Genomic DNA, 16,988 nt, shown 5'->3' with positions numbered 1-16,988 from the left:
ACTTTTTATCTTTGCCTATTATGAAACAAATATTCTCTCAACGTCGCCCGCTGGAGCCGGCCATACATATCGTCAGCTGGTTGCTGATATTCGGCTTTCCACTTGTTTTTGCAGACAGAGGAAACAGCATGGACTGGCATCAGTTCCTACGCCACAGTTGCGTCCCCCTCTGCTATTTTCTGATATTCTACATCAACTACTTATGGTTGGTACCACGCTATCTCTTCAATGACGAGATGCGAAAATACATCATCGCCAATGCCATCCTCATATTTTTCTCCTCATTGATGCTTCACTTGCTGCTGGAAGCCTTCAGCACTCCTCCACCCGAGGAATTTACCCGGCGGATGCCTCCACGCTGGATATTCTACATACGCGACATCGTGCTGATGATATTCGTTGCCGGACTGGGAGCTGCCATCCGCACCAGCCTGCGATGGAGACAAGCGCAAGAAATGCTTCTGGAAGCCGAACGGCAAAAGACGGAAGCGGAATTGAAGAATCTCAAGAACCAATTGAACCCCCATTTCCTGCTCAACACACTGAATAATATCTATGCACTGATAGCATTCAACTGTGACAAGGCGCAAGAAGCGGTTCAAGAACTGAGCAAATTGCTCCGACACGTACTTTACGACAATCAGCAAACCTTTGTTCCATTGGAGAAAGAGCTTGACTTTATCCGTAATTACGTGGCACTGATGCGCATCCGGCTGCCTCAGCAAGTAGAAATAAGCCTGCATCTGGAAACCGATCCGGGCAGTTCGTTACTCATTGCCCCCTTACTCTTTATTTCTTTGATAGAAAATGCCTTTAAACACGGCATCAGTCCTACAGCTCACAGCTTTATCAGCATCGCCATCACCGGGAATACAGATGGCACGGTACGCTGCGAAATACAGAACAGCAACTACCCCAAAACCGGACAGGACAAAAGCGGCAGCGGCATCGGACTGGAACAGGTAAGCAAACGATTGGAACTGATTTATCCCAAACATTATGAATGGGAAAAAGGCATCAGTGCAAACGGTCAGGTTTATTCTTCTATATTAACCATTCAAACCAAAAACTTATGATACTGAATTGCGCCATAGTAGATGACGAACCTTTGGCTCTGGAATTGTTGCAAAGCTATGTGGAAAAAACCGCTTTCCTACGGTTGGCAGGCAAATACTCCAGTGCAGTGCAGGCAATGAATGAGATACCCGCACACGAAGAAATTCATATACTTTTTCTCGACATACAAATGCCGGAACTGAACGGATTAGAGTTTTCACACATGGTGAACCCCGAAACACGCATCATCTTCACTACCGCTTTCGGCCAATACGCATTAGACAGCTACAAGGTCAATGCGCTGGACTACCTGCTGAAACCAATCAGTTATGCCGATTTCCTACAATCGGTGAACAAAGCGATGCAATGGTTCGAACTGAAACAAAAAGCCGGAAACAGACCGGAAGAAGAAGTTAATAACGAATATATTTATGTTAAAAGCGATTACAAACTAGTACAGATAGCCCTTGACAAGATTCTATACATCGAAGGACTGAAAGATTACATAAAAATACATATAGAAAACGAACCCAAAGCCATCTTGTCACTTATCAGCATGAAGGCTATGGAAGAAAAGCTTCCGTCAAAGCATTTTGTACGTGTACATCGCTCATTCATAGTGCAAAAAAGCAAAATAAAGGTGATTGACCGGGGACGCATTGTTTTCGGCAAAGAATACATTCCTATTTCCGATAGTTACAAGCAAGAGATACAAACTTATTTGAATAGTCATTCTGTATAAAAAATCTTATTATCAATAGAATAATAAATCAAATTCGTCGATATCTTTTTGCTAAAAACAAATAAATTACCTATATTTGCAGCATAGACAAGGGAAGTTGTGAAACTTCTTAATAGAATAGTTTAGTTAAGTCTAGTTTAGTTTTTGTGTTGTAAGTGCTCCCTCCGTAAGCGAACGGTCAGGGAGCACGTTTTTTATCTATAAACAGACCTACCGTATACAAAGGGAAGATTAAGCCATTTCATATAGCAGACTAAGGTTTTTTGAACGACAGATTATTACGTCCTGCAGCAATGGGATGTACGTCCCACTGCAATGGAACGTACGTCCTGCCATAATGGGACATACGTCCTACTGTAATGGGACGTAATAATCCACTATATGAAACTGCTTAGTCTGAAGGAAGAAAATGCTTAGTCTGCCCGAAGATATGTCTTTATTTAATTTTAACGAATTTATTTCTGTGGGAGAGTGAACTAAATGAATGAATGCCGTGTTATATATTTGTGTTTTTCATAGTAATAGATTTAAGATTAATAGTTAGTATTTGCTTGTGAAAGTCAGTACACTTAAGGATAAAGGCGTTTATCCGAAAAAGAAAAAAGAGGTCACTCCCTTACGAGTAACCTCTTTCTTCTTTTATTTCATCTTTCTTTTATTTCATCTCACGCAATGCCTTGCATAATTGGTCGGGACAGGAAGTGGAACGATTTCCGCACTTCACTCCTTCCAGCTTCGATATTATATCTTCAACTTTCATTCCCTTTACCAAACGGCTGATGCCCTGAAGATTTCCATTGCATCCGCCCCAAAAGAATACCTGTTGAACCACATCGTCTTCCACTTCTACCTCAATGTGGCTGCTGCAAGTACCTTGCGTTTTATAAGTAATCTTCATTTTTACTCTTCCTCAGCAGGTTTCATGTTTGTATAAACCGTCTGGACATCATCAAATTCTTCCAAACGCTCTACCATCTTATCAATTGTTTCGCGCTGTTCGGGAGTTACATCCTTCAGGTCGTTAGGAATATAAGTAAAGTCACCACCGACTTCCTCAAAACCGCATTCTTCCAAGTGTTTCTGAATAGCGGCATAGCTCTTCGGGTCACCGTAAATAGTGATTGTTCCTTCTTCTTCATCGATATCGAATTCATCTTCTACATTGTAATCTATCAAATCAAGAATCAGTTCTTCCATATCAAGACCTTCTTTACGCTTAAAAGTAAAGACACATTTATGATCGAACAAGAAAGCCAATGAACCGGTAGTTCCCATGTTGCCGCCAAATTTGTTGAATACAGAACGGACATCTGCTACAGTACGAGTGGTATTATCGGTCAAAGTATCAACGAATACTGCTACCCCGTGAGGGCCGTATCCTTCGTAAGTCATACCTTTGTAATCGCTGGTATCCTTACCCATTGCATTTTTAATAGCACGCTCGATGTTATCCTTCGGCATGTTTTCGCGCTTACAAGTAGCGATAACACCACGCAAGGTCGGGTTGTTTTCCGGTTCCGGTCCGCCTGCTTTTACAGCAATAGCAATTTGTTTACCCAGTCTTGTAAAAGTCTTGGCCATGTGGCCCCATCTTTTCAGCTTTGTAGCTTTTCTATATTCAAATGCTCTTCCCATTGGATTATATTTTTATAAATGGTTATTTTATCAATTATCTTAGTTTCGCATTCAATTTGCTTTCCAGATTGGCAATCAGCTTAGACATGATTTTGTCGATTTGCTTGTCGTTCAGTGTTGCATTTTCATCCTGCAACAAGAAGCTGACAGCATAGCTCTTCTTACCCGGTTCCAAATTCTTGCCTTCGTATACATCAAACAGTTCTACTTCTTTCAGCAACTTCTTTTCTGTTTCGTAAGCTATCTTTTCGATTTCGGCAAATTGGATATTCTTGTCGAGTAGCAATGCCAAGTCACGTCTTACAGCCGGGAACTTGGAAAGTTCCTTAAAGTTGACCTTCGAAGTCTTGATGGCTTTCATCAGCTCATTCCAATTGATTTCGGCATAATACACTTCGTTGTCGATATCGAATGCTTTCTGAATCTTCTTGCTGATGACACCAAACGTAGCCAATAACTTGCCGCCACGGGTGTGTACGCTGACAGCTACAGAATAGATATCATTACTCAAATTACCGAATACCACATTACCGAAGTTCAAGCCCAAACGAGTGAAGATATTCATCACATAAGCTTTCAGTTCATAAACGCTGGTGTTTTCATCAGGATGTGCCCATGAGTTGCTCACACGCTTACCTGTCACCCACAATCCCAGATGATATTCTTCTTTGTATGCAGCCAATACCTTTTCAGGGTTCTTCTTTTCCGCATTAAAGAAATAGCAGTTACCGAACTCAAAGAACTTCAAATCGGCATTCTTACGGTTGGCATTGTGCTGGATGCTTTCCAAGCCGCCGAACAACAGCGTCTGACGCATTACATTCAGGTCATTGCTTAACGGATTCATTAAGTTGACAAGGTTTTCGGGCTTGTAGGTTTCCAAACCTTCATAATATCCGGCAGCAGTCAGTGAGTTATTCAGAATTTCATTGAATCCGCAACCTATCAACTGTTCGGAAATCAAGTTCTGAAGCTGTTGGGATTTATCTACTTCCCCCTTCGTGGTCAGGCTTGACTTTAATGTTGTGGGAATTTCCACATTATTATATCCATAAATACGGAGAATATCTTCTACCACGTCACAGTCACGCTGAACGTCTACACGGTAAGCAGGAACTTGTAAAGTCACTCCTTCGGGAGTCTCGTTTACAATCTTCATCTCAAGACTGGTAACGATACTCTTTATCGTCTCTGCCGGAATTACTTTCCCAATCAGAGAATGAGCTTTTTCATAGTTTAATTCTACCATGAAATCAGCAACCGGATGAGGATAATTGTCTTTAATTTCAGAAGCGATAGTTCCGCCTGCCAGTTCTTTTACCAGCAAGGCAGCTTCTTTCAAGGCATAAATAGTTCCGTTGGGATCAATACCACGCTCGAAACGGAAAGAAGAGTCGGTACTCAAACCATGACGACGCGCCGTTTTACGCACCCAAGTCGGATTGAAATACGCACTTTCGAGGAATACATCCACTGTTTGTTCCGTAGTACCTGAATCCAAGCCACCAAATACACCGGCAATACACATCGGCTCTTCAGTATTACATATCATCAAGTCTCTATCGGACAAAGTACGTTCCACTTCATCCAAAGTGGTAAACTTAGTACCTTCGGCAACAGTCTTTACAACAATCTTTCCACCCTTAATCTTATCGGCATCAAAGCAATGCAGCGGTTGGCCGTAAGCATGAAGAATGTAGTTAGTGATATCCACAATATTGTTGATTGGACGAAGACCTATCAAACGCAGCTTGTTTTGCAGCCAGTCGGGACTCTCTTTCACGGTAACACCTTTGATGGAAACTCCGGCATAACGGGGACATGCTTCGGTATTTTCTACTTCTACAGTGATATCCATATCGTGATTGTCTACCTTGAAGCCTTCTACCGAAGGACGGGTTAACGTAGCCTGTCTGCCGTTTTGAATCAAATAGGCATACAAGTCACGTGCCACGCCATAGTGAGAGCAAGCATCCGCCCGGTTCGGAGTAATATCCACTTCAAGTACATAGTCGCTCTTGATGTTATAATAATCTTTGGCAGGAGTTCCGGGCACAGCATCGTCCGGCAGAACAATGATACCGTCATGACCGGTTCCGATACCAATCTCATCTTCGGCACAAATCATGCCGATTGACTCAATACCGCGAAGTTTTGATTTTTTTATGGTAAAGCATTCTTCACCGTCATATAGCTTTGTGCCCAAAGTGGCAACCACAACTTTTTGTCCGGCAGCTACATTAGGAGCACCGCAAACAATCTGCACAGGTTCTCCCTGTCCCAAGTTAACCGTAGTTACATGCATGTGGTCAGAGTTGGGATGAGGTTCGCAAGTCAGCACTTCACCGATAACGATACCTTCCAGACCGCCTTTAATTGTTTGGACTTCTTCTACGCCTCCTGTTTCCAGACCGATAGAAGTCAGCGCTGCTGCCACTTCATCAGGGGTCAAATCGAAGTTGACGTATTCTTTCAGCCAATTATAAGAGATATTCATATATGATATATTTTATGTATTTCAAAATGACTTGCAAATTTAGTAATTATTTTCTTTTCTCCTGTTATGAGAACCCGTTTAATTTTCATCAACCTCGTCATTCTGAACAAAGTGAAGAATGACAGGATAAGGATTAAAACGGTAAAGGTCCTTCGGGAATGGGTGCTCCGAACGGATTATTATCGGCAGGTGCAGCATCAGAAGGCGGAGGCGGTACACTGCTTCCACCGCCATTCATTTTGGAACGGATAATTCCCGGTTCTTCTCCCGGCAACGGTATAATCATTTCATCATCCGGATTCTGGAAACGGGCGAACTCACCGCGGAAACGCAACAACACATCGCCCACAGCACCGTTACGATGCTTGGCAATAATGATTTCAGCCATACCATGCAGGTCGTTTCCTTTTTCATCCTGAAATATCTTATAATATTCGGGGCGATGGATAAAGCACACCATATCGGCATCCTGCTCGATGGCCCCGGATTCACGCAAGTCACTCAACTGCGGACGCTTTCCGTCAATACCTTCACGGCTCTCCACACCACGATTCAACTGACTCAGGGCAATAATCGGAATGTTCAGCTCCTTTGCCAAGCCTTTCAACGAACGTGAAATAGTACTAACCTCTTCCTGACGGCTGCCAAACGACATACCGCTCGCATTCATCAACTGCAAGTAGTCAATGATAATTATTTTTACTCCATGTTCACGTACCAAGCGCCTTGCCTTCGTTCTCAATTCGAAAACCGAAAGAGAAGGGGTATCATCGACATACAACGGAGCGTCATACAATTCCTTAATCTTATAGTCCAACTGCCCCCATTCGTATGGAGCCAACTGCCCACTCTTAATTTTCTCGCCCGGTATTTCGCACACATTGACAATCAAACGATTGACCAACTGCACGTTCGCCATTTCAAGCGAGAACAATGCTACCGGAATTTTTGCATTGACTGCCATATTCTTAGCCATTGAAAGCACGAATGCTGTTTTACCCATGGCGGGACGAGCAGCAATAATCACAAGGTCGGAGTTCTGCCAGCCCGAAGTCATCTTGTCCAGTGCATGGAAACCACTCTCCAAACCACTTAAACCATCCGTCCGAGCCGCCGCCTTCTGAAGCATCTCATACGCCTCCTGAATAACCGGATTAATCTGCGTATAATCTTTCTTCATATTCTGCTGCGAAATCTCGAACAGCTTCCCTTCAGCTTCTTGCATCAAATCATCCACATCCTGTGTCTCATCGAAGGCTTTCGTCTGAATATTACTGGTAAAAGAAATCAGTTCGCGTGCCAAAAACTTTTGGGCTATAATTCGCGCATGATATTCAATATGGGCAGACGATGCTACCTTCCCACTCAACTGAGTGATATAAAAAGGACCTCCCACTTCATCCAAATCACCGGTGCTGCGCAACTGCTCGGCAACGGTCAGAATATCCACCGGCTGCTGGCGTAGTGCCAACGCCGTAATAGCCTGATATATCAACTGATGACGATGCTCGTAAAAAGACTCGGGGCGAAGAATTTCACTCACCAGTGAATATGCGTCTTTTTCTATCATTAATGCTCCTAATACTGCCTCTTCCAATTCAGGTGCCTGTGGCTGCAAATGCCCATATTCATCAACAGGCTTTGCCTTTACAGTTTTAGGAGTACGTGTCGTTTTTCTTACTTCTGCCATTTCCTTTCGTTTAAAGTAGGGCAAAGATAGAACTTTTTGACGAGTTGAACATCCAGCCGGGAGCAAAAATAATAAAAGAAATACGAAGACTTTTTCTATAAAACATGAACAATCCATACACAAAATGGTTTTTTATATGGTTAAATGAAAAGTTTACCTTATATTTGAGCCGTGTCACGTGCTCAGGAGCCGTAATAAAGACACACTAGAAATTAATCTAAATAAAAGAATATGATAACATTTCCGAATGCTAAAATCAATCTGGGCCTGAATATTATAGAAAAACGCCCGGATGGTTATCACAACCTAGAAACAATTTTTTATCCTATCAATCTTCAAGATGCGTTGGAAGTCACACGCTCCACAAACAGTGACAAAGAGTACAATCTCCATGTAAGCGGAAGTGCTTTGGACGGCGAACCGGAAGATAATTTAGTAGTTAAGGCTTATAAGTTACTGAAAGAAGATTTTCCACAAATGGCGGCCATCGAAATTCATATGTACAAACATATTCCTGCAGGAGCAGGATTGGGAGGCGGATCGTCAGATGCAGCATACATGATTAAATTATTAAATGAAAAGTTTGCTCTGAACATCAACCATGCGAAAATGGAAGAATACGCGGCACGCCTCGGTGCCGACTGTGCATTTTTCATTCAAAACAAACCGGCATTTGCAACCGGCATAGGGAATATCTTCGAACCGGTCGATTTGTCTTTGAAAGGATATCACATTGTATTGGTCAAACCGGATATTTTTGTTTCTACCCGTGATGCTTTCGCTGCCATAAAGCCACAACGTCCTGCCGTTTCCTTAAAAGAAGTAATCAAGCAGCCGGTAGATACATGGAAAGACAACATGCAAAATGATTTTGAAGACAGTGTATTCTTGAAATTCCCCGAAATAGCTGCCATCAAAGATGAATTATATGATTTGGGAGCCGTATACGCCTCCATGAGTGGTTCCGGTTCGTGCGTATATGGTATATTCAAAGAACCTATAGAGAACGTAGAAGATAAGTTCTGCCAGTGTTTCTGCAGACAGCGTGAGTTGGAGTAAGGATTAACCATTCTTCTAACTTGTTCAGAAAACTCTTCAAACAGCCGGTGCATGCTGTTTGAAGAGTTTTTTATGTCATCAAACTTAGAATGCAACACACAAGCATAAAAAAAACTGTCCCCCGACTCACGTCGAGGAACAGCCACAACACAAACACAAAATAAAACACGACAAAACTACTATGCAATTTTTTAGCCTGCTCTATGTTTTGAGTAACATAACTTACCACCGGTCAGGTATTCACATATCCAAGAGGGGTTTCAGGTTATTTGCACTATAAAAACGCCACACTAGCGTCCTTTGTTCATCGGTCTTTCTAAAAATATCTTAATTCTTTATTGAATTCCTCTTTCTCTTAACTTAACCTGCCAATTCCATGCAGATTTCAGTGTCTCTTCGATAGTAGCCTTTGCCTGCCATCCTAACTCTTCGTTAGCGAAAGTCGGGTCAGCCCATACCTTAACAATATCTCCCTGACGACGGCCTACAATCTTATAGTTCACCTTCACGCCTGTAGCAGCTTCAAACTTATTCAGCAGTTCCAATACAGACAAGCCGCGACCTGTACCGATATTGAATACTTCCACACTTTCTTTCTGCTTATCGTTCAAGATACGATCCATAGCAATCACGTGAGCCTTAGCCAAATCTACTACATAGATGTAGTCACGGATACAAGAGCCGTCAGGAGTGTCATAGTCATCACCAAATACGCTCAATTGCTCACGAATACCCATTGCAGTTTGAGTGACATACGGCAACAAGTTTTGAGGTACGCCATTAGGCAACTCACCAATCAATGCAGACGGATGTGCACCAATAGGGTTAAAGTAACGCAACATGATAGCGTGAACAGGAGAACCTGATGCTACAGTATCGCGGATAATTTCTTCATTAATTTGCTTTGTATTGCCGTATGGTGATTCTGCCTTCTTGATAGGAGCAGCTTCAGTTACAGGCAATGTATCCGGCTGACCGTATACCGTACATGATGAAGAGAAGATAATGCCTTTTACATTATGCTTAGGCATCAACTCCAACAAGTTGATTAACGAAACCAGATTGTTACGATAATACAACAACGGTTTTTGGCAAGATTCACCTACTGCTTTGCTGGCTGCAAAGTGAATAATACCTTCAATACCGGCATATTTAGTAAACAGTTTGTCCATACCTTCATAATCCAGACAGTCCAACTTCTCAAATGCCGGACGGATACCTGTTACTTTTTCAATATTGTCAACCACATCGGCGTTAGAGTTTGAGAGATTATCTACAATCACTACGTCGTAACCGCTTTGTTGCAGTTCAACTACGGTATGAGAACCGATATATCCGGTTCCTCCTGTCACTAAAATTCTCTTTTTCATAAGACTTATTATTCTGTCGTTTTTAATAGGTTCAAAACAACTTAGAAGGATAGATACCCTTACGAATCATGTCGTTGATACGAAGAACTACCTGAATCTTATCATCGTGCGAAACCAATCCCATCCATCGGGCAGGTGTTTCAATCACCTTCACTCTGACTCCTTCTCTTATCCGTTTATTCATAAAAGCAGGTATAGAATAATGAGCTTTCAAATCCATTCCGTTTTCATCAATAAACTTATCAAATGCAGCTTGCATTTCATTAAATATATCCGGCCTGAAGCCCCACATATTCATTGAAACCAAACTATTATCATCCAGTGCCACCCATTTATGCACCTCATTAGGATACATGGGATTACCACTGATCCGCTCCACTCCTGTACGGTCTGTTACAGAAATTAAATATCCGTTTTCATCCACTTCACAAATTCCCCGGGTTACTCCACCGCTCTCCGCTAAAACGTTTTTCAATCTATAGCAGACATTGAAACTATGATAACCGGCATCTTTCAATGCCACTAAATTATTATACAATAATTCAAAACTCTCACGCTGATAGAAATTAACTGCATTTATCACTCCAAATGGGGCATCTATTAATTCTTCTCCCATCAATACAGCTCTTACCGAACCATAAAGTGCTGTTCGCTTCGGATTACGTTTTTCTTCGGGAATGGTTTCTACATCCTGATAAACATATTCCACATCCACCACGTGCTCGTATTTGCCTGAAACCAGTTTTTTGAATTCTTGTTCAAAATGTCTACTTATGACAAATACTATTTTATCAAATCCCACTCTTACGGCATCATATACGGAAAAGTCTAATATCGTTTCGCCATTGGGACCAATCCCTTCCAGCTGTTTTAATCCGCCATACTTATTCCCCATAGTGGCCGCAAGTACAATCAATGTCATAGCCATTTGGTCTCTCTATTAATTCTATTGCAAAAATAAGCATAATAATTGAATTAAACAGTACGAAAAACGAAATTCTTTGTACAAAAAAGTCCGAAGCACTGCTCCGGACTTCTGAATTACCTTATTTAAAGGATGAATTACTCTACTCCAAACAATACAGCCAAACCTTTGTCAACACCGGAGAATCCCATAAATGCCATAGCCAGCAGACCGGCAGTAACCAGTGCAATAGCCATTCCCTGCATTCCTTTCGGAATATTTACCAGGCTCAGTTGTTCACGGATACCGGCAAACAACACCATAGCCAAGGCAAAACCAAGAGCTGTCGAAAAGGCGTAAACTACCCCGGTCAACAAATCAAAGTCTTTTTGGATTACCAATATAGCCACACCCAGAATACAACAGTTGGTGGTAATCAGCGGAAGGAATACTCCCAATGCCTGATAAAGGGCAGGAGAAACTTTCTTCAGAATGATTTCTACCATCTGCACCAATGCTGCAATGACAAGGATAAAAGCAATGGTCTGCAAATACTCCAGTCCGAAAGCATCAAGCACAAACTTCTGGATAAGGTAGGTAACAATGGTAGCGATGGTAAGCACGAATGCAACAGCCGCTCCCATACCCGTAGCTGTCTCAACTTTCTTGGATACACCGAGAAACGGGCAGATACCCAGGAATTGTGACAACACAATGTTGTTCACAAATATAGCGGTGATAAATATCAATATATATTCCATATTCTTACTTTTTACGGGTTATGCTTTCTTCAGTTTATTCACAATCGCAATGAGGTAACCCAATGCAATGAAGGCTCCCGGTGCGAGAACGAAAATCAACATTCCGTATTGCTCCGGCATGATGGCAATATCAAACAGCTTGCCTGTACCGAGAAACTCACGTACACCACCAAGGATAGTCAATGCAAGAGTAAATCCGAGTCCCATACCCAGTCCGTCGAAGAATGAAGGAACAGGACCGTTCTTTGCGGCAAATGCTTCGGCACGTCCCAGCAGGATACAGTTCACTACAATCAGCGGGATGAACAATCCCAATGTAGCATAAAGTGCCGGCACGTATGCCTGCATAATCATCTGCAACAAGGTTACAAATGACGCAATAACCACAATAAATGCAGGAATACGCACCATATCAGGAATCAGATTCTTGATAGACGAAATTACTACATTCGAACAAATCAACACAAACATGGTTGCCAATCCCATACCCATACCATTGATGGCCGAAGAAGTGGTTCCCAATGTAGGACACATACCCAAAAGGAGTACAAACGTAGGATTCTCTTTGACAATCCCGTTCATCAATACTTTAAAATTATTCATAGTCTGCTCCTTCCTTATTTTTTGTTTTTACAATCTTTGTTAGGACATTCAGCTTTCTTGCAATCAACGTTGGCACAGTTGGCTTTCTTGCAGTTGACAGAATCGCATTTTTCACCACAAGCAACCTTGCATGAATCACATTTTGCATCACAAGTCTGTCCTTCCTTACAGAGAGTTCCGCTACAAGCTGTTGTATCCTTTTCCACTGTTGCCGATACTTGCTGAGTAGCTCCACTGGCTCCGTCTACCTGCTGACCGCTGTAAGCAACGTATGCATTATTCACTGCCTGCAAGAATGCACGCGAAGTAATGGTAGAAGCAGTAATGGCATCCACCTGTCCGCCATCCTTGCTCACTGTCAAGGCTTTCTGTCCCGGATTCATGCCGGTAATATCGCCTTTACCGCCTTTCTTAAACCAATCGGCTGCTTTTGAGCCCAATCCCGGAGTTTCCGCATGGCTCAACAAAGAATAATCAATAATATTGCCGTCTTTATCGAAACCAACCAACACATTCAGTGCACCACCGAAACCATTAGCAGAAGATTCTACGGCTGCACCGATAAATTCTCCGCCTTTGGTTGCTTTATATATTTTATAGGTAGCACCTTCCAGTTCTATTGTCTCAGGGGCTTCGGCAGGATTGTTATCGAATCCCGGAACTACGATAGCAATGGCATCACTCAAAGCCTTGGCATTAGCCTGCGCAATGGGTTCCTTTGTCAACTCATTCACATAACCCAGCAATGCTCCGGCTACCACGGTTACGCCTGTCAGCACGATAACCATGTTTTTCAAAGATGATTCTAGTTTTTTCATTTCTTCACTACCTCCCCGAATCTTTTAGGTTTGCAATAAGTATTGATTAACGGAGTGAATGCGTTCATAATGAATATAGCGAAAGACATACCTTCGGGATATGCACCGAACAAACGGATAACCACAGTCAGGAAACCGATAGCCACACCGTAAATAATCATACCTTTATGAGTCATAGGCGAAGTAACATAGTCGGTTGCCATAAAGATAGCACCCAACATCAAACCACCTGTAAACAAATGGGCCAACGGAGATGCGTAAGCAACCGGATCAACCCAATGCATCAAACCGGCAAATACAAACACTGTCACCAATATTGATACAGGAATATGCCAGGAGATTATCTTTTTCCACAACATATAGCCCAAACCGAGCAACAGCGCTAAAGCGCTGACCTCACCCAAAGAACCCGGATTGTTACCCAAAAACAGGCTCATGGTATCGGGCAACTGTCCCAATGCATTTACATCACCTTTGACTGCCATTTTCATTAGAGCCAGCGGAGTAGCTCCTGTCTGAGCATCGGTATAACTTCCCCATTGTTGAACCAACGGCCATGAAGTCATCTGCACAGGAAAAGAAATCAGCAGGAAGATACGACCTACCAGCGCGGGGTTGAAAGGGTTGCAGCCCAGTCCGCCAAAAGTCATCTTACCAATGCCGATAGCTACCAATGCACCGATAATAATAATCCAAAGCGGCAGGTTGGAAGGCAGGTTGAATGCCAGCAGCACACCGGTTATGACGGCTGAACCATCACAGATGGTAGAGCGTTCTCTCTTCAAAATAAACTTGGTAATCGCCCATTCGAAGAATACACAGGCAGCAACCGAAGTCAAGGTCACCACCACGGCGCCCAGCCCGAACATATAGAATGAAACCAGCAACGCAGGTATCAACGCGATGAGCACACCGTACATATTCTTTTGTACACTGTCACCGCTATGGACGTGGGGCGATAATGATACTATTAATTTATTAGCCATACTATTTTGTCGAATTATTTTTTAGCATTACGTGCACGGATAATACCACCTACTGTGCCCTTACCCAAACGGATATAGTCCAGCAAATAACGATGAGACGGACAAGTGAACTGACACGAACCGCACTCGATGCACGACATTACATCTTCTTTTTCTACTCTCTCCCAGTCCTTGTGAGCCGAAAGTGTTGCCAATAAGAAAGGCTCCAGTCCCATAGGACACACACTGACACACTTGGCACAGCGGATACAGGGCTGAGCTTCCGCACGGGCAGCTTCCTTATCATTCATAATCAGCACACCCGAACTACCTTTACAGATAGGAACTTCTGTATTAACCAACGCTTTACCCATCATCGGACCACCGCCAATCACCTTTCCGGTATCTTCGGGCAAACCACCTGCCGCATCAATCAGCTGGCTCATCGGGGTCCCCATACGGGTGAGGAAGTTGGAAGGATTCTTGACAGACTTACCCGTAACGGTCACGACACGTTCAAACAAAGGTTTGTTCTTCTGAACAGCTTCATAAACGGCAAATGCAGTACCTACATTCTGAACCACCGCACCTACGTTGATAGGAATAGCAGGAGGAGCAGGAACCTGACGACCGAACACAGCATCTATCAACTGTTTCTCACCACCTTGCGGATATTTCACCTGCAAAGGAACTACCTCTATACCGGGATATTGAGCAGCCTTTTCAGTCATCAGCTTAATAGCATCCGGTTTATTATTTTCAATGCCGATATATCCTTTAGTCACTTTCGCAGCTTTCATCAGAATACTGACACCCACCAGCACCTCGTCTGCCTTTTCCAGCATCAGACGATGGTCGGCAGTAAGATAAGGCTCACACTCTACAGCATTGATAATAACACATTCCGCCTTGCATCCCGGAGGAGGAGAGAGCTTCACATGAGTGGGAAAACAAGCACCACCCATACCTACCACACCGGCATCTTTTACTTTAGCAACAATTTGCTCGGGCGTTAACGTACACTCTTTCACCAATGTAGAACTGCGATCTATTGATTCTTCCCATTCATCACCGTCTACATCGATAAAGATAGCCGGCTTACGGTAACCGCTTGCATCAATCACGGCATCCACCTTATTCACTTTACCGGATACAGACGAGAAGATGGCTGCTGAAACAAAGCCACCCGCCTCAGCAATCTTCGTACCCACCTTTACCACATCGCCTTTCTTCACGATGGCAGTAGCAGGAGCGCCGATATGCTGCGACAAAGGAAATACCGCCTGCTTAGGAAGCGCAAGGGTCTCGATAGCTTTGCCTGCTGACAATTTATTTTCTGCCGGATGTACTCCACCAATTCTAAATGTCTTCACTGTTATATCTTTTTAATTTTACTTACTTTGAATTTTGATTATGCTTCAGCCTTAGGAGCTTCAGGTGCTTTCGGAGCCTCAGCTTTCGGAACTTCCACCTTTGGAGTTTCCACTTTTGCAGCAGCCGGTTTAGTAGCAGCCGGTTTAGTAGCAGCTTCACCTGCCGGAGCTTCCACCTTCGGTTTACGCGGCGGGAAATTGATGGCCTGGATAGCACCCTTCGGACATTCCTGTTCACACTTGCGGCAAGACTTGCACTTGGCCGGATCAATGTATGCCAGATTGTTCTCCAGTGTAATCGCCTCAAACGGACAGACTTTCACACACTTGCCACAACCGATACAGCTTGCCTTACAAGCTTTGTTAGCCACGGCTCCTTTGTCTTTGTTCACACACATCACCACTACACGACGGTTGTTCTTGCCTTTCGGACGGATTTCAATAATCTTGCGCGGACAAGCTTTGCTGCAAGCGCCACAAGCCGTACATTTCTCTTCATCTACTTCAGGCAGCCCGGTTTCAGGATTCATGTGAATAGCATCAAACTGACACGCTTCCACACAATCGCCACATCCCAAGCAACCAAATGTACAACCGGTCTCACCCCCCGAAGTGGCATGAGCGATGGCACATGACTTAGCTCCATCGTACAGAGCAGTACGAGGGCGGTTTTCACAACTACCGTTACATCTCACCACCGCAACTTTCGGTTCGGCAGCAACGGCTTCCAATCCTAAAATGGCAGCAACTTTCTCCATAACGGGAGCACCGCCAACCGGACATAACTTACCCTCCAGCGAACCGGCATCGGCAGCCTTCACACAGGCACCGGCAAAACCGGAACAACCGGGATAACCACATCCACCGCAATTTGCCTGAGGAAGCACTTCGCTAACTTGGGCAATCCGCGGATCTTCATACACAGCAAACTTCTTGGAAGCGGCATACAAGATTACCGCGGCAATCAAGCCAATCGCTCCCAACGAAATTACTGCAACCAGAATTAAATCCATAAGTTTTAGTTAGTTATTTATTAATTGTTTTTTATAGGTTCAAGCGTAAAAGAGAACTTCTTACTCAACTTTCCTCTACATATATATATAATAAAATAATATGGAGCTAAAGCCAATAAAGAAATAATGGCCGACTTCAGTTCATCACCACCGGTAAGATGCATCGTAATGAATAAAGCAGCCAACAATATCAAGAAAGGGACGCCAAAAGCCAAAAATACGGCCTGCATCCCCATAGAAGTCGTTCCATAAAGCATTACCTCCTCACCCACTCGGTAAGAAGAAGCTTTCGTGTCGAAAACATCAACCAGCTTTTCTTTGCTCTCGGATGCATTGCAGTGTCCTTTTACGCTGCAAGCTGAACAGGCAGAAGTTTGAACGATTCTCACTCGAATATGAAAACCGTTTATGTTTTCCACAATACCACGATGTTTGATTATATCGGTCATTTTTGCAAACTCTACATTACAAAACTGTGGCAAAAGTAATACTTTAATTGCAA

The 16,988-nt window shown here is 43.3% G+C and carries 16 protein-coding genes; 3 read left to right on the top strand and 13 right to left on the bottom strand.

Annotated elements, in window-relative coordinates; translation table 11 throughout:
• Positions 1 to 20 precede the first annotated feature (20 nt).
• Positions 21 to 1,076, top strand: a complete 1,056-nt coding sequence (locus tag HMPREF1534_RS14845; RefSeq protein WP_005937432.1) for a sensor histidine kinase — start codon at positions 21 to 23, stop codon at positions 1,074 to 1,076.
• Complete coding sequence (locus HMPREF1534_RS14850; protein WP_005937430.1) at positions 1,073 to 1,798, top strand: LytR/AlgR family response regulator transcription factor; 726 nt, start codon at positions 1,073 to 1,075, stop codon at positions 1,796 to 1,798. Before HMPREF1534_RS14845 ends, HMPREF1534_RS14850 begins: the two co-directional genes overlap by 4 nt.
• A gap of 655 nt (positions 1,799 to 2,453) precedes the next feature.
• On the opposite strand, the gene HMPREF1534_RS14855 is transcribed toward HMPREF1534_RS14850, so the two are convergent.
• From HMPREF1534_RS14855 to dnaB, 4 genes are all read right to left on the bottom strand, one after another.
• Positions 2,454 to 2,696 (bottom strand): TIGR03905 family TSCPD domain-containing protein, encoded by a 243-nt coding sequence (locus HMPREF1534_RS14855; protein WP_005937428.1) that lies wholly within the window; start codon positions 2,694 to 2,696, stop codon positions 2,454 to 2,456.
• Between the two features lie 2 nt (positions 2,697 to 2,698).
• Positions 2,699 to 3,433, bottom strand: a complete 735-nt coding sequence (locus tag HMPREF1534_RS14860) for a YebC/PmpR family DNA-binding transcriptional regulator (RefSeq protein WP_005937426.1) — start codon at positions 3,431 to 3,433, stop codon at positions 2,699 to 2,701.
• A gap of 34 nt (positions 3,434 to 3,467) precedes the next feature.
• Complete coding sequence (gene pheT, locus HMPREF1534_RS14865) at positions 3,468 to 5,930, bottom strand: phenylalanine--tRNA ligase subunit beta (RefSeq protein ID WP_005937423.1); 2,463 nt, start codon at positions 5,928 to 5,930, stop codon at positions 3,468 to 3,470.
• A gap of 133 nt (positions 5,931 to 6,063) precedes the next feature.
• The gene (gene dnaB, locus HMPREF1534_RS14870) at positions 6,064 to 7,620 is read right to left on the bottom strand and encodes a replicative DNA helicase (protein ID WP_018451941.1); all 1,557 of its coding nucleotides are present in this window, start codon (positions 7,618 to 7,620) and stop codon (positions 6,064 to 6,066) included.
• Between the two features lie 231 nt (positions 7,621 to 7,851).
• On the opposite strand from dnaB, the gene ispE reads away from it, so the two are divergent.
• Positions 7,852 to 8,679: a 4-(cytidine 5'-diphospho)-2-C-methyl-D-erythritol kinase gene (gene ispE / locus HMPREF1534_RS14875; protein ID WP_005937419.1), complete on the top strand. Its 828-nt coding sequence runs from the start codon at positions 7,852 to 7,854 to the stop codon at positions 8,677 to 8,679.
• 335 nt (positions 8,680 to 9,014) lie between these two features.
• On the opposite strand, the gene galE is transcribed toward ispE, so the two are convergent.
• The 9 genes from galE to HMPREF1534_RS14920 all read right to left on the bottom strand — a co-directional run bounded on the left by galE (position 9,015) and on the right by HMPREF1534_RS14920 (position 16,935).
• Positions 9,015 to 10,049: a UDP-glucose 4-epimerase GalE gene (galE, locus tag HMPREF1534_RS14880; RefSeq protein ID WP_005937417.1), complete on the bottom strand. Its 1,035-nt coding sequence runs from the start codon at positions 10,047 to 10,049 to the stop codon at positions 9,015 to 9,017.
• A gap of 31 nt (positions 10,050 to 10,080) precedes the next feature.
• Entirely contained in the window at positions 10,081 to 10,977 is an 897-nt protein-coding gene (locus HMPREF1534_RS14885) for a hypothetical protein (protein WP_005937415.1), read from the bottom strand.
• A 134-nt stretch (positions 10,978 to 11,111) separates the two neighbouring features.
• On the bottom strand, positions 11,112 to 11,714 hold the full coding sequence (gene rsxA / locus HMPREF1534_RS14890; protein WP_005937413.1) for an electron transport complex subunit RsxA: 603 nt from the start codon (positions 11,712 to 11,714) through the stop codon (positions 11,112 to 11,114).
• Between the two features lie 18 nt (positions 11,715 to 11,732).
• The gene (locus HMPREF1534_RS14895; RefSeq protein ID WP_005841504.1) at positions 11,733 to 12,317 is read right to left on the bottom strand and encodes an RnfABCDGE type electron transport complex subunit E; all 585 of its coding nucleotides are present in this window, start codon (positions 12,315 to 12,317) and stop codon (positions 11,733 to 11,735) included.
• 14 nt (positions 12,318 to 12,331) lie between these two features.
• Positions 12,332 to 13,135 carry an RnfABCDGE type electron transport complex subunit G gene (locus HMPREF1534_RS14900; RefSeq protein ID WP_005937410.1) on the bottom strand — a complete coding sequence of 268 codons (804 nt, stop codon included), beginning with the start codon at positions 13,133 to 13,135 and terminating at the stop codon, positions 12,332 to 12,334.
• Positions 13,132 to 14,121, bottom strand: coding sequence for an RnfABCDGE type electron transport complex subunit D (locus HMPREF1534_RS14905; RefSeq protein WP_005937407.1), 990 nt, complete (start codon positions 14,119 to 14,121; stop codon positions 13,132 to 13,134). The genes HMPREF1534_RS14900 and HMPREF1534_RS14905 overlap by 4 nt, the downstream gene beginning before the upstream one ends.
• Before the next feature lie 14 nt (positions 14,122 to 14,135).
• Positions 14,136 to 15,473, bottom strand: coding sequence for an electron transport complex subunit RsxC (rsxC, locus tag HMPREF1534_RS14910; protein WP_005937404.1), 1,338 nt, complete (start codon positions 15,471 to 15,473; stop codon positions 14,136 to 14,138).
• 38 nt (positions 15,474 to 15,511) lie between these two features.
• Positions 15,512 to 16,486 carry a Fe-S cluster domain-containing protein gene (locus HMPREF1534_RS14915; protein WP_005937402.1) on the bottom strand — a complete coding sequence of 325 codons (975 nt, stop codon included), beginning with the start codon at positions 16,484 to 16,486 and terminating at the stop codon, positions 15,512 to 15,514.
• A gap of 20 nt (positions 16,487 to 16,506) precedes the next feature.
• Positions 16,507 to 16,935, bottom strand: a complete 429-nt coding sequence (locus tag HMPREF1534_RS14920) for a SoxR reducing system RseC family protein (RefSeq protein ID WP_018451943.1) — start codon at positions 16,933 to 16,935, stop codon at positions 16,507 to 16,509.
• Positions 16,936 to 16,988: the final 53 nt, after the last annotated feature.

This window comes from Phocaeicola massiliensis B84634 = Timone 84634 = DSM 17679 = JCM 13223, assembly GCF_000382445.1.
In the GTDB taxonomy this organism is placed as follows: Bacteria; Bacteroidota; Bacteroidia; order Bacteroidales; family Bacteroidaceae; genus Phocaeicola; species Phocaeicola massiliensis.
Note: the sequence above shows the minus strand (reverse complement) of the source record. Positions and strands in the feature narration are given on the sequence as shown.

Coding starts and splice junctions, on each gene's coding strand:
- HMPREF1534_RS14915 (WP_005937402.1), bottom strand. CDS start 16,486: ATGGATTTAATTCTGGTTGCAGTAATTTCGTTGGGAGCGATTGGCTTG.
- HMPREF1534_RS14895 (WP_005841504.1), bottom strand. CDS start 12,317: ATGAATAATTTTAAAGTATTGATGAACGGGATTGTCAAAGAGAATCCT.
- HMPREF1534_RS14900 (WP_005937410.1), bottom strand. CDS start 13,135: ATGAAAAAACTAGAATCATCTTTGAAAAACATGGTTATCGTGCTGACA.
- HMPREF1534_RS14850 (WP_005937430.1), top strand. CDS start 1,073: ATGATACTGAATTGCGCCATAGTAGATGACGAACCTTTGGCTCTGGAA.
- HMPREF1534_RS14905 (WP_005937407.1), bottom strand. CDS start 14,121: ATGGCTAATAAATTAATAGTATCATTATCGCCCCACGTCCATAGCGGT.
- ispE (WP_005937419.1), top strand. CDS start 7,852: ATGATAACATTTCCGAATGCTAAAATCAATCTGGGCCTGAATATTATA.
- HMPREF1534_RS14885 (WP_005937415.1), bottom strand. CDS start 10,977: ATGGCTATGACATTGATTGTACTTGCGGCCACTATGGGGAATAAGTAT.
- HMPREF1534_RS14920 (WP_018451943.1), bottom strand. CDS start 16,935: ATGACCGATATAATCAAACATCGTGGTATTGTGGAAAACATAAACGGT.
- rsxA (WP_005937413.1), bottom strand. CDS start 11,714: ATGGAATATATATTGATATTTATCACCGCTATATTTGTGAACAACATT.
- dnaB (WP_018451941.1), bottom strand. CDS start 7,620: ATGGCAGAAGTAAGAAAAACGACACGTACTCCTAAAACTGTAAAGGCA.
- HMPREF1534_RS14845 (WP_005937432.1), top strand. CDS start 21: ATGAAACAAATATTCTCTCAACGTCGCCCGCTGGAGCCGGCCATACAT.
- HMPREF1534_RS14855 (WP_005937428.1), bottom strand. CDS start 2,696: ATGAAGATTACTTATAAAACGCAAGGTACTTGCAGCAGCCACATTGAG.
- galE (WP_005937417.1), bottom strand. CDS start 10,049: ATGAAAAAGAGAATTTTAGTGACAGGAGGAACCGGATATATCGGTTCT.
- HMPREF1534_RS14860 (WP_005937426.1), bottom strand. CDS start 3,433: ATGGGAAGAGCATTTGAATATAGAAAAGCTACAAAGCTGAAAAGATGG.
- pheT (WP_005937423.1), bottom strand. CDS start 5,930: ATGAATATCTCTTATAATTGGCTGAAAGAATACGTCAACTTCGATTTG.